The sequence below is a fragment of the Pelomonas margarita genome (assembly GCF_043555875.1).
Taxonomy (GTDB): Bacteria; Pseudomonadota; Gammaproteobacteria; order Burkholderiales; family Burkholderiaceae_C; genus Pelomonas; species Pelomonas margarita.
Genome location: NZ_JBIGHW010000002.1, coordinates 497,267 through 511,615, shown reverse-complemented (window position 1 = coordinate 511,615; position 14,349 = coordinate 497,267). Strand labels below are relative to the sequence as shown.

General features: G+C 70.2%; 12 protein-coding genes. 1 reads left to right on the top strand and 11 read right to left on the bottom strand.

All coding sequences use genetic code 11. The features are described 5' to 3' along the window. Positions 1 to 93: 93 nt before the first annotated feature. The 5 genes from ACG0Z3_RS05870 to ACG0Z3_RS05850 form a co-directional block, all read right to left on the bottom strand. On the bottom strand, positions 94 to 987 hold the full coding sequence (locus ACG0Z3_RS05870) for a hypothetical protein (RefSeq protein ID WP_394396200.1): 894 nt from the start codon (positions 985 to 987) through the stop codon (positions 94 to 96). Positions 988 to 1,056: 69 nt separating this feature from the next. Next, positions 1,057 to 2,871: a hypothetical protein gene (locus ACG0Z3_RS05865; RefSeq protein ID WP_394396198.1), complete on the bottom strand. Its 1,815-nt coding sequence runs from the start codon at positions 2,869 to 2,871 to the stop codon at positions 1,057 to 1,059. A 13-nt stretch (positions 2,872 to 2,884) separates the two neighbouring features. Then, complete coding sequence (locus ACG0Z3_RS05860) at positions 2,885 to 3,808, bottom strand: hypothetical protein (RefSeq protein ID WP_394396196.1); 924 nt, start codon at positions 3,806 to 3,808, stop codon at positions 2,885 to 2,887. Between the two features lie 109 nt (positions 3,809 to 3,917). Continuing rightward, the gene (locus ACG0Z3_RS05855; protein ID WP_394396195.1) at positions 3,918 to 6,596 is read right to left on the bottom strand and encodes a serine/threonine-protein kinase; all 2,679 of its coding nucleotides are present in this window, start codon (positions 6,594 to 6,596) and stop codon (positions 3,918 to 3,920) included. A gap of 31 nt (positions 6,597 to 6,627) precedes the next feature. Continuing rightward, positions 6,628 to 7,167 carry an ECF-type sigma factor gene (locus ACG0Z3_RS05850; protein WP_394396194.1) on the bottom strand — a complete coding sequence of 180 codons (540 nt, stop codon included), beginning with the start codon at positions 7,165 to 7,167 and terminating at the stop codon, positions 6,628 to 6,630. A 46-nt stretch (positions 7,168 to 7,213) separates the two neighbouring features. Here ACG0Z3_RS05850 and mnmE point away from each other — a divergent pair, with 46 nt between their 5' ends. After that, on the top strand, positions 7,214 to 8,578 hold the full coding sequence (mnmE, locus tag ACG0Z3_RS05845) for a tRNA uridine-5-carboxymethylaminomethyl(34) synthesis GTPase MnmE (RefSeq protein WP_394396192.1): 1,365 nt from the start codon (positions 7,214 to 7,216) through the stop codon (positions 8,576 to 8,578). Here the strand turns inward: mnmE and pelA are convergent, their stop codons facing one another. The 6 genes from pelA to ACG0Z3_RS05815 all read right to left on the bottom strand — a co-directional run bounded on the left by pelA (position 8,579) and on the right by ACG0Z3_RS05815 (position 14,349). Then, entirely contained in the window at positions 8,579 to 9,838 is a 1,260-nt protein-coding gene (gene pelA, locus ACG0Z3_RS05840) for a pectate lyase (protein WP_394396190.1), read from the bottom strand. After that, a complete protein-coding gene (locus ACG0Z3_RS05835; RefSeq protein ID WP_394396188.1) occupies positions 9,835 to 11,985 on the bottom strand; it encodes a hypothetical protein in 2,151 nt (716 codons plus the stop codon). Before ACG0Z3_RS05835 ends, pelA begins: the two co-directional genes overlap by 4 nt. 255 nt (positions 11,986 to 12,240) lie before the next feature. Then, a complete protein-coding gene (gene vapC / locus ACG0Z3_RS05830) occupies positions 12,241 to 12,651 on the bottom strand; it encodes a type II toxin-antitoxin system tRNA(fMet)-specific endonuclease VapC (protein ID WP_394396186.1) in 411 nt (136 codons plus the stop codon). 13 nt (positions 12,652 to 12,664) lie between these two features. Beyond that, positions 12,665 to 12,898, bottom strand: coding sequence for a type II toxin-antitoxin system VapB family antitoxin (gene vapB / locus ACG0Z3_RS05825; RefSeq protein ID WP_394396184.1), 234 nt, complete (start codon positions 12,896 to 12,898; stop codon positions 12,665 to 12,667). A gap of 57 nt (positions 12,899 to 12,955) precedes the next feature. Next, positions 12,956 to 13,876, bottom strand: a complete 921-nt coding sequence (locus tag ACG0Z3_RS05820; RefSeq protein ID WP_394396181.1) for an SMP-30/gluconolactonase/LRE family protein — start codon at positions 13,874 to 13,876, stop codon at positions 12,956 to 12,958. Beyond that, the gene (locus ACG0Z3_RS05815; RefSeq protein WP_394396178.1) at positions 13,873 to 14,349 is read right to left on the bottom strand and encodes an acyl-CoA thioesterase; all 477 of its coding nucleotides are present in this window, start codon (positions 14,347 to 14,349) and stop codon (positions 13,873 to 13,875) included. Before ACG0Z3_RS05815 ends, ACG0Z3_RS05820 begins: the two co-directional genes overlap by 4 nt.

The following is a 14,349-nucleotide window of genomic DNA, read 5'->3' as shown; positions in this document are numbered from 1 at the left end:
CGGACGAGGCTCACGAGAGTCCTTGAACCTGGCCTCCCCCGCGCCAAACATCAGCCGCAGCGCCTCCCGGTCGCTGCGGCTTTTTTCATGGCCTCAACGGCCGCGGGCTTTCCACGAAGCCAGCTGGTCCGGGCCGATGACGAAGTAGGACTTGTACTCGCCACCCTGGCGCGAGCCCATCTCGATGGCCTCGATGTCCACGTTGAGCTTGGCATTCGCGCCCTGGCGGTGAACGATGGGCATCGAGTCCGTGTTCGGGCCCGTCACGCGGCCCCAGACACGCATCATGTCCTTGCCCTTCTCGCGCAGCGCCTCGATCTCGCGGGCGCGCTCCAAGGGCAGCTTGACGGTGAACTGCAGGTCGCGGCAGCCGCCGCACAGGCCCTCGAAGTCGGGCACATAGTTCAGGTTGCTGCGGTACTTGCCGTCGTCAAAGCCCACGCCCATGCGGCGCGCGCCGTTCCTGACGAAGACGTAGTACTCACCCGTCGCAACGTCCGGGCCGCTGAGCGAGACGTACTCGGCCTGGTAGGCCATCACGATCTGCAGCGAGGCCGGATCGGCAGGCATTTCCTGGCGGGTCTTGTCGGCCCACGCCTGCTTCTTGAACTCGTTGGTCTCGTCGGCGCTCTCGGGGTGGACGATCTTCGAGATCAAGGCCCAGTCAGGCTTGGGCACCGAGGCGGCCTGGGTCTTCCAGCGGGCCAGGTAGGCGTGGAAGGCGCTGTCGGGTTGCTTCTCGTACTCACCCTCGACCCACTCAGTCGCCTCCTGGCGCTGGTAGCCGGCGAAGCGCGCCGGCAAGGCCGCCGTGCCGTCCAGCACCAAGGCGCTGACAGAGCCGAACTTGCCGGCGTCCTTGTAGCGGGATGGCTGCGGCTGGGCAGCGGCCGGCTCGGCAGGCGGCGCCTCGGCCTGCTTGCCGCAGCCGGCGAGGGTCAGCGCGGCCAACAGGGCCAGGGTCAGGGGAGCAGGGCGGATCGACATGCGGGCATCTCCGATGCAGTGAGGGATGTCCTGCTTCACGAGAAATTCCGCCCCCAGGCGCCAGGCGCGTCAGTTGCCCCACCAGGTCCAGATCACGCCGTAGCCCGCAGCCTGCATCAAGCGCCCAGCCGGCGCCACCCACAGCGGGCTGCGCAGCACGTAGCGCTTGCCGGTCACACGTTCGGTGACCTGCAGTTGGCAGACCGCACTGAACTGGTTGGTGTGGGTGGCGCCGGGCGCGATGGCGTAGGTGACGGTGTTGGCGAAGTTGCCCTGGGCATGCGTGAGCGCCACGCCGTCGCGCACCAGGCCTAGCCGCGGGTCCTGTAGGTCGGCCGCACAGGCCAGCAGGCTCGGGCTCTCAAAGCGGACCAGCCAGTCGTCGCTGGACCACACATCCACCCCGCTGCCATCGGCACGACGCACCTGCGGCTGCAGCGTATGCGCACAGGCCTGCACGGTCTCCAGCAACTCGGCCTGCAGGCCGTAGAAGGGCTGCATCCAGCACGCGGCGTCGACGTTGAACGCGCGCCGCACATCGGCAGCCACGGCATCGACCGCCAGCACCAGCTGGTAGCCACTCAGCAGCTCGGCGCCAGCGGGCAGCGGCAGCAGCGAGAGACCGTCCACGGGCGCTGGCGTCGGGGTGGGCGTCGGCGTGGGGTCGGTGGCCGGCGGTGTCTGGCAGGCGGACAGGTCGCCGCCACCGCCCAGCAGCCACGGCGCGGTGGCCGCACTGGCCTGCGCGTCGCCATTCGCGCCCAGCTTGAGCGTGGCGCCGACCTCCAGGCCCAGCTCGGACTTCCAACCCAGGCAGTTGCGCAGCCCCGTGGCGACGAGTTGAGCGCTCACGCCCAGGTTGGCGCGCAGGCTGGCGCTGAACGGCGCGACGGTCTCCAGAATCTTGAGCTGCAGGTCCGGCCCGGCCTTGAGCTGCAGGCCCAGGCTGGTGGTGGAGACGGCCGCGGCGGGCGTGCCCGTGGGTGCCTGGCTGGCACCGCTGGCGTCGATGCGGTTGCTGGACTGCAGCTGGCGGGTCGCGGGGTCGTAGTGCAGCGCCACGTGGGCGCGCGTGTCGCCGGCGATGACCCGCATCTCCAGCTTGGCGTCACCGCTGGCCTGGGCCTGCAGCATCACCGGCACCTCCACCTGAGCCAGGCCCAGCGTCTGCGGGATCACGTAGCGAAAGCGCGTCAGCTCCAGGCCCTTGCTGGTGCTGCCGTCGGCTGCCGTCGTCAGAAGCTGTAGCAGCAGCGTCTGCGTGAAGGTGAGGTCGCCGGTCAGGTCGAAGGTCTTGAACCCGCTGGCGGCCGTGAAGTCCAGGTCCAGGTTCAGCTTCATCGCGAGCTGACCCTTGTAGCTGATACCCACCGGCCCCAGCGAGCCCAGCTCCGCGGAGAAGCTGGTGCCGGCCGTCGCGCTGGCCAGCGGCCGGGCCATGCCGGCGGGCGTGCTGGCTGGCAGCGCGCTGGCGTCCTGCACGCTGGCCTTGATGCGCAGGCTGGCGAACACCTCGCCCAGTTCGGGCGCGCGCGTGCCCACTTGGGTGCCGGTGGCGTCCACCGCCGTGACGAGATAGGCGCGCCCCGCCACGATCAGCACCTGCCCCACCTGAGCGCCAGGGGCCGCACTGAATTGCAGCGTGCCGGCCGCGTCGCTGTGCAGCAGCTGCGGGCTGCCGCTGGCTGTGCTGAGCTCGCGCACGCCGGGCTGGTAGGCGGCCTGCACGGTGGTGTCGCCGCTGGCCGTCGGTGGTGCCGGCACGGTCAGCGGGCTGGGCGGCGTGGGCGCGGCGCTGTCGCTGCCGCCACCGCAGGCGGTGAGCAGGGCCAGCAGACCGATGGCCGCCACGCGGCGGGCGGGGGTGAGGCGGGCGCGCGTCATGGCGGGCGCGAGATCAGGAGCTCACCAGCAGGGACACAAAGCCCTTGCTGCCCAGCGACGCATTGCCACCGGTTGGGGTGGCCTGGATGACGATGACGTAGCGCGGCGTGCCGCCGGGGCGTGCCAGGCTGTAGGCGTGCATGGCATAGCTGCCGGCCGCCAGGCCCGCCGTGCTGGGCACGGCCACGTCGCCCACCATGCCCAGGCCCGTGCCACCGCTGGCCAGCGCAGCGCTGATGGTTGCGGCCGAGATCGTGAAGGCCGTGGCGCCGATGGGCGACACGGTCACTGAGCCATCGGCGTTCACGACGGCGCTGTCATTGGCGGTTGACGTGACCTTGGCGATGTCGCCCGTGGGCGCGCTGCCGGTGAACCGGCAGTCCTCCGCCACGTAGAGCCGCGTGCCGGCAGGAATGTCCGTGGCCTTCATGAGCGCCGTGGCCGTGGGTGCCACCATGACGACCATGCTCTTGGCATAACCGCCGACGGAGGCGCCGGTCACGTCCTGGCGCACCACTGAGCATTGCTGGATCAGCCGGCCGTCGGCACCCGGCGCGAGCCAGCTCAGGTCGGCCGCCAGCACGATGGCACTCTTGAGGCTGACACTGTCGGTGCCCAGCGTGATCGTCGTCTCGCCGCCACCCAAGGCGCCGCGAAAGCTCGTCGATCCCGTGGCCAGGATGCCCTGCGTGGCCGACGCCGAGGCCACCGTGTTGGTGCCGATATTCAGGCCTGTGCCGTACAGCGCGTAGACGTCGTAGCGGGTGAAGGGGAAGCTGGTGGTGCTGCCCGAACTTCCAGAAGAGCCCGAGGACCCGGACGAGCTGCCGCTGCTGCCCGTCGAGGCGCTGGCGCCCCCATCACTGCCGCCGCCGCCACAAGCGCTCAACAGGGCGGCCGTCAGCAGGCTCAGGCCCAGGGTCGAAAACTTCTTCATTGCCGGTTCTCCTTGATTGCAAGAGGTGGCTCCGGCGATTGCGCCAGGGCCTTCTCCTGCATTCACGAGAACGGGCGCCGAAAAGCGCCATGCCCCTCACCGGCCGAGATCAGCCGCCGCGCAACAGCGCCATCGGCGTCGCCAGCAACTGCTCTCCGCCGGCAGCTTGCAGTTGCTGTATCAACCGCTGCGCGACGGACTGGCCGGCCGCGTCCACGGCGTGCGCATCGCGCAGACGCGCAAAGGCCTGGGCGCGAGCGAACACGATGCTGGGGTCATCAAGGCCAAGCACCTGCTTCCAGCGTGCCGCCGCCTCTTCGGTGCGTCCCTGTGCGGCCAACCATTCGCCTTCACGCAACCACAGCACGGCTTGGCGAGCCGGCACCTTCGCGAAGAACTGGGCTGCCACCGCATGGCCCTGGTCCAGCAACGCACGCGCGCGGTCGAGGTCCCCGGCGTGAACGGCTTGCGCCGCGCAGGCCTGCTGGATGCGAATCCGCAGCGCCGGCTGCGGCGCCTGGACATCGCGGCCCCAGTGCTGGCAGCCCTCGCGCAGCGCCTCCCAGTCGCCGGACTGCTGCGCAACATCCAGCGCCGTGGCCTCCACCGTCAGCCCGAAAGCGGTCATGGCGCGGTTGGCTGGCAGCAATGCAATTCGGCGCGCCTCAGCCACGTGAGCTCTCGCCCGATCGTGCGCGCCAGCCGCCATCTCCAGCAACGCCAGGTTGGCCTCGCCACGCGCCAGAATCACCACGTCGGGCCCCATCGCCTTGCGCAGCCCTTGCAGGCCGTGGTTGATGAGCGCCACAGCTTCAGCGGGACGCAACGTCAGCATGGCCAGCTGCCCCACCTGGTCCTCGGAGGCGGCAGTCTTCCAGTCATCGACGCCACGCTGCACTCGATTAGCCTGCACACCGCGCATGCCTGCCTGGTAGGCAGATTCCATGTCCCCCTGGCCCAGGTAGGCCACGATCAGCTGCTCGTAGACCGTCCCCAGCAGGTTGGGGCCTGGCAGCGGCGCAAGCAACTGAGCGGCGGTCTGCAGATGGGCGATGTCGGCCGGCACTGGCGCATGCAGGCGGGCGCCGAAACCACCAACCGCGAGATGGGCCAACGCCAGCCGCTGCGGGTCTTGCTCGCCCAGCGCCTCGTAGATGGCCAGGGATTCCGTGGCCGACTGGAAGCCCTCCCGGTAGCGGCCCGCGCTCTCCCACAGATCACGCTGACCAAGCAGCGCATCGGCATAGGCACGGCTGCGTGTGCCATGCAGGATCCGAGCTTGGTGAACCCGCTCCTCAGCCAGCTGGCGGGATAGGTCGGGCAGGCCAAGCTGCTGGGTCAGCGTACCCAGGTCCACCAGCAACTGCTCGCGCGCCAGCGGCTCGTCCTGGAGCGCGCCCAGCACGCGCCGCGCGCCGTCCTCGATCAGCTGGCGCGCGGGAACGTCGCGATTGCGTGTGTCAGGCTGGGCCTCGCGCAGCGGGTTGAACAGCCCCGTCAGGAATTCATACATCGCCCCGGCGCGGCGAGCCTCCTGTCGCGCCTCACGAGCAGCCTGCAGCGCCCACCCCGTCGTCCCCACCAACACCAGCACCGCCAGGGTCGATGCCCCCACCGCCCAGCGGTGACGCGCGATGGCGCGGCCCGCGCGGTAGCGCCAGGACGGAGGCCGGGCCTCCACAGCATCGCCGGCCAAGTGTCGGCGCAGGTCAGCGGCCAGCGCGTCCATCGTCGCGTAGCGGCGCGCGGGCTCCTTGGCCAGGGCTTTGGCGACGATGGCGTCCAGGTCGCCGCGCAAGTCCTTGCGCGTCGCGGTGTCACGCGTGGCGGCGGACGGCACGGGCGGCTCGATCTCCAGCACCGCGCGTTCCAGCGCATGGCGCGAGGCCGGCGCGGCGGCTGCGTAGGGGCTGGCGCCGCCGAGCAGCCGGTAGGCCAGCACGCCGAAGGCATAGACGTCGCTGGCGATGCCGGGCTCCTCGCCGCGCACCTGTTCGGGCGACGCGTACTCGGGCGTCATCGGGCGCTGGCCCAGCTGCGTCAGCTCGGCCTCGCCATCACCGTCACCCCTGGCCGCGAGGCTGCGCGCGATGCCGAAGTCCAGCAGTCGCACCTGACCGTCGTCCTGCACCATGACGTTGGCGGGCTTGATGTCGCGGTGCAGCACCAGGCGACTGTGCGCGTACTGGAGTGCGTCGGCCACCTGCAGCAGCAGGCCCACGCGCTCGGGCACGCCGGACTGTCGGGCCTCGCACCAGGCCAGGATGTCACGGCCGGCCACGCATTCCATCGCGAGCCAGGGCAGGCCGTCGGCGCTCACACCGGCGTCGTACAGCCGCGCGATGCCGGCATGCTGCAGCCGCGCCAGCAGGTCGCGCTCGCGCTTGAGGCGCTCCAGCCATCCTTGGGCCGGGCTGTGCGGCAGCTTGAGTGCCACTTCGCGCTGGAAGTCACCGCTGTGCGGGCGCGCCCGCCACACGCTGGCCATGCCGCCACGGCCCAACTCCTCGATGAGTGCCCACGGGCCGACATGCTGGCCGGCCTGCCACTGGGGCGCGCCGGCAGCGCTGCCCTCGGTGCCGCCGGCCAGGCTGGCGGCGAGGCTCAGGAAGCCGGCGTCGGCCGCCGCGGCCTCGGCCTGCAGCAGCCGGTCCAGCGTAGCGCGCCAGCGCTGCTGCGCCGGCGGCAGCGTGTCGAGAAAGTGCTGACGCTGATCGGGGGCCAGGGCCAGGGCGGCGTCAAGCAGGGGTTCGACGGCCTGCCAGTCATCAGGAGTGAGGGCGGACATGAGAAGGCGGCGAGGCGCCGCGGGGCAAAGGTCAGTCGTTCAGTGAGGCCCACAACAGCGCGCGGGCTTTCTGCCAGTCGCGCTGCACCGTACGGCGCGACTGGCCCAGCGCCTCGGCGCATTCGGCCTCTTCCAGGCCGACGAAGAACCGCAGCTCGACGAGCCGGGCCAGGCGTGGGTCCTGGCGCTCCAGGTCGGTCAACGCGTCATGGATCTGCAGGTATTCGCTGTCGCGGTGGGCCAGCGTGGGCAGCTCATCCAGCGGCACATGGGTGGCGCCGCCGCCGCGCTGCTGCGCTTGGCGCGCACGGGCGTAGTCAACCACGATGGAGCGCATCACCGTCGCGGCATAGGCCATGAAGTGGTCGTGGCTCATGGCCTGCCAGCCAGCCTGGCGTTCCAGCTTGAGCCAGCCCTCGTGCACCAGGGCCGTGGTGTCCAGCAGCGTCAGCGGGCCGCTGCGGCGCAGGCGCTGGCGGGCCAGTTGACGCAGCTCGCGGTAGAGCTCATCGCGCAGGGCGGGGTCCAGCTGAGTGGGAGATTCGGTCGGGGCGGCGTCGATCGGGGTCACGGGCGGGGCGCGGGTTGCGGAGCGGCAGAGGTTCGACAATGCCGCCATGCTGTCTCGCCATGCCGACCCCATCGCCGCCATCGCCACCGCTCCCGGCCGGGGCGCGGTGGGCATCGTGAGGGTGTCTTCACCGCAAGACCTGACACCATTGATCTTAGCCGTCTGCGGCCGCCCACTGAAAGCGCGCGAGGCGACCTACCTGCCGTTCCGCGACGCCACCGGCGCGGCCATCGACCAGGGCCTGGCGCTGCACTTCCCGGCGCCGCATTCCTACACCGGCGAGCATGTGCTGGAGCTGCAGGCCCACGGCGGCGCCGTCGTCATGCAGCTGCTGCTGGCGCGCGTCATCGAGGCGGGGCTGAACGTGCGCCTGGCTGAGCCGGGTGAGTTCACGCAGCGCGCCTTCCTGAACGGCAAGCTGGACCTGGCCCAGGCCGAGGCGGTGGCCGACCTCATCGACGCCAGCACCGAAGCCGCAGCGCGCAGCGCCAGCCGTGCGCTGGGCGGCGCGCTGTCGCATGAAGTGGGCGTGCTGCGCGACCAGCTCATCCAGCTGCGCATGCTGGTGGAAGCGACGCTGGACTTCCCCGAGGAGGAGATCGACTTCTTGGAGAAGGCCGACGCCTTCGGGCGGCTGGACCGCCTGACGGCGCAACTGAGCGCCGTCCAGGCCCGCACGCGACAAGGCGCACTGCTGCGCGATGGGCTCAAGGTCGTGCTCGCCGGCCAGCCCAACGTGGGTAAGAGCTCGCTGCTGAACGCGCTGGCGGGCGCCGAGCTGGCCATCGTCACGCCCATCCCGGGCACCACGCGCGACAAGGTCAGCCAGACCATCCAGATCGAGGGCGTGCCGCTACACATCACCGACACGGCCGGCCTGCGCGACGACACGGCCGACGAGGTGGAGCGCATCGGCGTGTCGCGCTCGTGGGACGCCATTCGCGATGCGGACGTCGTGCTGTTCCTGCACGATCTGTCCCGGGTCAATGACCCGGTCTACGCGTCCGAGGACGAGCGCATCCGCGCGCGGCTGGCGGCGGTCGATGCCGGCCGCATCGTGCAGGTCTTCAACAAGACCGATCTCGGCACGGCGTCGGCCGGTGAGATCGCGCTGAGCCTGAAGACCGGCGAGGGACTGGAAGCACTTCGCCAGCGACTGCTGAAGACCGCCGGCTGGCAGGCCGTGCCAGAAGGGCTGTTCATCGCCCGCGAGCGCCACGTGCAGGCACTGGCTCGCACAGCCGAGCATCTCGAACTCGCCCGAGCCATCGCCGCGCAGCGTGACGCGGCGCTGGACCTGCTGGCCGAGGAGCTGCGCCTGGCGCATGACGCGCTGGGTGAGATCACAGGCGCGTTCTCGGCGGACGAGCTGCTGGGGGTCATCTTCAGCAGCTTCTGCATCGGCAAGTAGTCAGCGGTGCGCAGCCCGCCAGCGCGGGTAGGCGTCCAGCGCCTTCTGCGGCCAGGTGCCCCACCAGGTGTAGCCGTTGCGGCGGCCCTTGGAGATCTCATTGACGTCGTCGTGGATGGTCTTGCCCCAGTCGCCGAAGACGGGGCGGCCGGTGGCGACGTCGTAGACCCGCGCCCACAGCGGGCCGGCGCCGGGCTGCGAAATGAGCTGGCGGCCGTCGGGCGTCATCGTGAAGGCATGGTCGCGCAGCGCCTGGGCTTGTAGCCAGGCGATGCCGGCCTCGACGGCAGCCTTCATCGCGGGCGTGGGGTGGGGCTGCTGCATCAGGAACAGCAGCACGCCGGCGCTCTCCGCGCTGGCCAGACCGGGTGGCTCGTAGTTGCGGGCGGAGATGGGCGCGAGGGTCAGCGCATCGGCCTGCTGTGGCCAGATCGTCAGGCGGCCGTCCACCTTCACCTGCGCAGCAAGCAGCAGCTCGACCGCCCGCACCGCTGCCGCGCGCGCCTGGCGGCGCAGCGGCTCGGGCACGAACGCGAAACCGGGCGCGCCGTCAGCCACGTCCTGCAGCAGCCGCGCGGCCTCGGCCACGGCGTCGTCGTTGAAGGTGATGCCGTCGTGGAAGCCGCCTTCCAGCGGGTAGTTCTGCGGCCAGCCGCCGTTCGGGGTCTGGGCCATCAGCAGATAGCCGATGCCGCGCAGGATGGCCGCCCGGCAGGCGTCGTCGGCGCGCTGCTCGTTCACACGCGCCAGGAAGCGGATCTCGCTGTGCGTGGCGTCGTTGTCCAGCGTGCCGACAAAGGTCCAGAAGCGGTCTCGCGGCTCGTCGAAGCTACCGGTGCCGACGGTCATCGTCTCGGCGTTGTTCGCGTAGCGCTGGCCGGGCAGGCGCGGCGGACCGCGGCGATCCTGGTTCTTGCTCCAGCCGCCGCTGGGGGTCTGGAAGCTCAGGATGGTGGCGGCAATGCGGGCCGCCTCGGCCGACGCATACCAGCCGAGCTCGCGGTCTAGCGGCGCGTTCATCTTGCCGGCAGTGGGCGGCGGCGGCACGGCATCGCCGGCCTTCAGCTCACGGGCCAGCGTGGCGCGGTCCAGCGCCATCTGGCGGTTCGACTGCTCGATGTAGGCCTGCCAGGCCAGGCGCTGCGCGACAGGCAGCTCGGCGATGCGGGCAGCGCTCAGCGCGGGCGCGGGCGTGTTGTGGCCGATGACGGCGGCCAGCGCCGCCCCCGGCAGCAGGGCAAGCAGTAAAAGGCGCTTCATGGCAAGGGCAGCAGGCCTTCGGCGCGCAGGTCCCAAGCGCCGTCCTTGGGGAATCCGGGGGCTGGTCCGGCCGGAGCGCCGTCCCAGCCACCGGCCATCAGGCCCAGCGCCATCAAGTAGGCGGCGTTGGTGGGCAGGTAGGCCACGGCACCCTCGGGGTCGCGCGGGCGGCGGCTGTAACCGCTGGGCATGAAATGGGCCGCAGCACGGGTGTTGCCGAGGATGGCCACGGCGCGCTCCGGCTCGCCCAGCCTCGCGGCCGTCAGCGCGCCCTGGCCCATCTGCCAGCTGACCCAGCCGCCATCCACGCCGCGCTGCTCGTGCACGGCATGGAAGGTGCGGCGGGCGGTCTCGATGTCGATCTTGTCCGTGGCCGGCAGATAGCCCAGCGCCAGCAGCATGGACGACGGCGCGCCGCGCTTGCCCGGGCCGAACACGTTGCGGATGCCCTCGATCTCCAGGTACTTGCCGTCCTGCTGCGGCAACGGGGCGAGGTGCTTGATGACGTCGGCCCACTTCGGTTCGGGCGGCAGGCCCTGGCGCTGGCGCCACTGCTGCGCGACCTGCAGGCCGTAGTACCAGAAGGCCACCTCGAAGGTCGGGTTACGCACCAGCTCGACGGACGTGCTTTCGCTGACGTTCTTCAGCGGCGGACCCAGGTGATAGATGCCGGTGGCCGAGTCGCGGTGCGCGAACGAGGCCAGGAACTTGGCCGACTCGGCCACCAGCTCGCCATAGCGCGCCAGCGTCTCTTTCGTGGGCTTGGCGCGGTAGACCAGCTCGGCCAGGTAGATGGGGTTGGGCTGGTTCCAGATGATGTAGGGGTTGATAGCGCCGGGCGTGGGGCGGCCGTCCAGGCCCGACATCTTCGGCCAGCGCACGCCGTCGAAGCCCTCCTTCCTGGCCTGCGCGATGCCCTGGGGCAGCTGACCCAGGTACCAGGCCAGGCCCTTCTCCAGCAGGTCCACATGACCCCATTGGTAGAACTGCGCGGCGTGGAAGACGTAGACCTCGGAGTTGTGCTTGCCGAACCAGCTCAGATGCTGCAGCCCGGTTTCGGCGGGCGGGAAGCTGCCGGCGTAGTTCACGCGCATCAGGTACAGCGACTGGATGGTGCGGCGCTCGATCTCCTGGGCGCGCGGGTCGGTGGCGGCACTCAGGTCCACCATGCCGCCCTTCGTCCAGTAGTCGCGCCAGGCCTGCTTGGACGATGCCAGCGTGCTGTCAACCGTCTCGTTAGGCGCCGGGTGCTCGGCGTCGGCAAACGCGGCCGTGAAAGCGATCGTGTCGCCCGTCGTCGCACGCAGCCGGTAGTCGTGCGGCGCGGCGAGCTGCGGCGTAGCGGCGCTGACCAGCTCGGCCAGCGTGCTCCAGCGCAGCTCGGTGTCGTAGCGCGTGCCGTCGGCCTCGCGGGCGATGCGGGCGTGGCCCGGGGCCACCTGGGTTAGCGTGCTGCGGTGCTTCTCCGGCTGCTCCCAGATGAAGGGCGGCTTGTGCGCGATTGACGTGCGGTAGGCATACGGGAAGCGCACGCGCACCTGCAGGTCGCCGCTGGCAATCAAGGGTGAGCGCGCCTGCACGGCCAGCACGGCGGCGCTGCCGTGGGCGGCGGTCGTCACCTCCAGCGGCTGGCCGCGCACCAGCAGCTTGCTGGTGACGATGCCGGTCCACAGGTCCAGCGTCTGGTGGATGCCGGCGATGTCTTCGCTGCGCAGCACCTCACCGTACAGCGTGAATTGAAACTGGCCCAGCGGCATGGGCTGGGGGTTCTCGCGGTAGTAGCGACCGGCAGGGGTGTTCTGGTGGATGGGGTAGAGGATCTGGCGGCCGTGGAAGGGCACGGGCGCCAGCGTGTCCTCGAAGCGCAGGCCCTCGGGGTTGGGGAAGCTGTGCCAGCTCCAGGTGTTGCGCGTCTCCAGCGGCAAGCCGCCGTCGTAGTAGAGGCGCTCCAGCGTCTGCAGGCCGGTCACGTCCACGGTGACGGCGAAGTCGCCGTTGCCAACGGTCAGCGCGGACTCGGGGTTGAGGCCGGTGTTGCGCACCGCATGGCGGGCGACGACGGCGGCGCGGTCGATACGGTCGACAGGCTCGGCGGCCTGCAGGGCCGAGGCCGAGAGCAACAAGGGCAGCAACAGGCGAGCGAGCATGGGGCACTGTCGCCGAGATCACCGCGCCCATGTGCGCAAGCGCTTGATCGCTTGGCAAGAAGGGCTGCCGGCTGCCTCCCAACGTCGCTGGCGCGGCGTTCCGTGCTGCCGTCAACGCACCAGGCGCTTGGCGCCATGGTCACGCCAGGGGCAGCGTGGGGCTGAATCAGCGTTGAACAATGAGGTCCGAGCCGCTCGCCGCACCGCATGCGAGGGCACTGTCGAACCCTGCGCAAAGGCGCGCCATGGCGTCTGTCAGGCAACGTCGGCAACCCAGTTTTCCAGCAAAAGCCCCGGCACCCGCTCGAACTCGCCAACGTTGTTGGTGACCAGCGTGAGCCCTTCACTGCGTGCGTGGGCAGCGATGTGCGGATCGTTCACACCGATGGGCCGGCCCGCCTTCTCCAGCGCGCCACGGATCGCGCCGTAGTGCTGCGACGCCTTGGCCGTGTAGGGCCGCACCTCGAGCAGGCTGGCGAACTCCTCGATGACCGCCAGGTTCTGCGCTACCTTGGCACTCTTCTCAGCGCCGTGATAGAGCTCACTCAGCGTGATGGCCGAGATGGCCATGCGGCCAGCGTTCTCGTTGAACACGCTCATCACCTCGATCGGTCGCCGCTTGATGACGTAGATGACGATGTTGGTGTCGAGCAGGTACTTGAGCATGGCGGCTGCCGCCTCAGAGGGCTTCGCGCTCTGCTTGGCCCTGCGAGGCTCGCTCGGCCATGAAGTCCTCGGATGGCTGCGGCCCGCGCAGGAAGAATTCGTCCCAGGTCTGGCCCACTGGCGAAATGATGCGCTCCACGCCGCGGGCACGCACCTGCACCTTCTTGACGCCTTCGGGCAAGCGCACATCGGCCGGCAGACGCACGGCTTGAGACCTGTTGTTAGTGAAGACGGATGTGATGCTCATGGCCCCTCCAAGCGGGATATGGCAATTGTATATACCACTCGGATGCCCAAGGCTTTCTCAGTCGTCGTTGAACAGCGTCTCGGCCAGGTACAACCCCGCCGCCACCGTCATGCCGAACAGGCTGCCGGACTGCGGCATGGCCATCAGCTCGGCGCTGCTCAGGCCCACGCGGGCGGTGGTGACGGCAATCTGGTCGCCGCCGGGGCCGCCCAGGGCGGGGCAGGTCACGTCGCGCACTGGCACGCTGTAGCGGGCCAGCAGGCGGCCGTCGGAGGCGTAGCGGGCCACGGCGCCGTTGCCCCATTCAGCGTTCCACAGGCAGCCCTGGGCGTCGATGGTGGAGCCGTCCGGGATGGCGGCCTCGCCGTCCTTCCTGACGAACACGCGCGGCTCGCTGACACGGGCGCTGGCCGAGTCGTAGTCGCACACCATGATGCGGCGCGTCGGCGAGTCGCAGTAGTACAGGCGCCGGCCGTCAGGGCTGAAGCAGATGCTGTTGGCGATGGCCACGCCATCCAGCGGCAGGCGGCGCAGGCCGCGGGCGCGGCTGTATTGGTAGAAGCCGCCGATGGTGCGGCGCGGTTCGGCCTCGTCCAGCGTGCCGAAGACAAAGGCGCCACTGCGGTCGCAGCGGCCGTCGTTGGCGCGGGTGCTGGGCAGCTGGGCCTCCAGCGGCGCGAGTTCCTCGGGCTGGGTGTCGACGACGCCCGTGGCCTGCAGGTCGGGCAGCGTGAGGCGCGCGATGCGCTTGGCCATGGCCAGGATGAGCGCGCCGGAGCGGGCGTGCACGAAGCAACCCACGCGCTCGGGCAGGCGCACCTGCAGCGTGGTGGCGGCGCCGGGTGTCCACGCGTGGATGCATGAGCCCTGGATGTCGGTCCACCACCAGCGGCCGCTGGGGGCGTGCCATTGCAGGCCTTCACCGAGGCTGTGGGCCTGGGCCAGGGCGAGGGTGAAGGGGTGTGCTTGCGAGCTCATGCGGATGGGCTGTCGGTGCGGGATTCGAGGGCGGCACGGGCCTGCTTGCGCGCGATTGCCGAGGCGTGGCGCTGGCGCTCCTCCGGCGTGAAGGGGCGCAGTGGCGGCACGGGGGCAGGCTTGTTGTCGTCGTCCACGGCCACCATCGTGAAGTAGCAGCTGTTGACGTGGCGCTTCTGCTGGGTGCGGATGTTCTCGGCCACGACCTTGATGCCCACCTCCATCGACGAGGTGCCGGTATGGTTGACGCTGGCCAGGAACGTCACCAGCTCACCCACGTGGATGGGCTGGCGAAAGATGACGCGGTCCACCGACAGTGTGACGACGTAGCGGCCGGCATAGCGGCTGGCGCAGGCGTAGGCCACCTGGTCCAGCAGCTTGAGGATGTTGCCGCCATGCACATTGCCGGAAAAGTTGGCGGTGTCCGGCGTCATCAGCACGGTCATCGTCAGTTGGTGGGCGGGCAGGTCCAT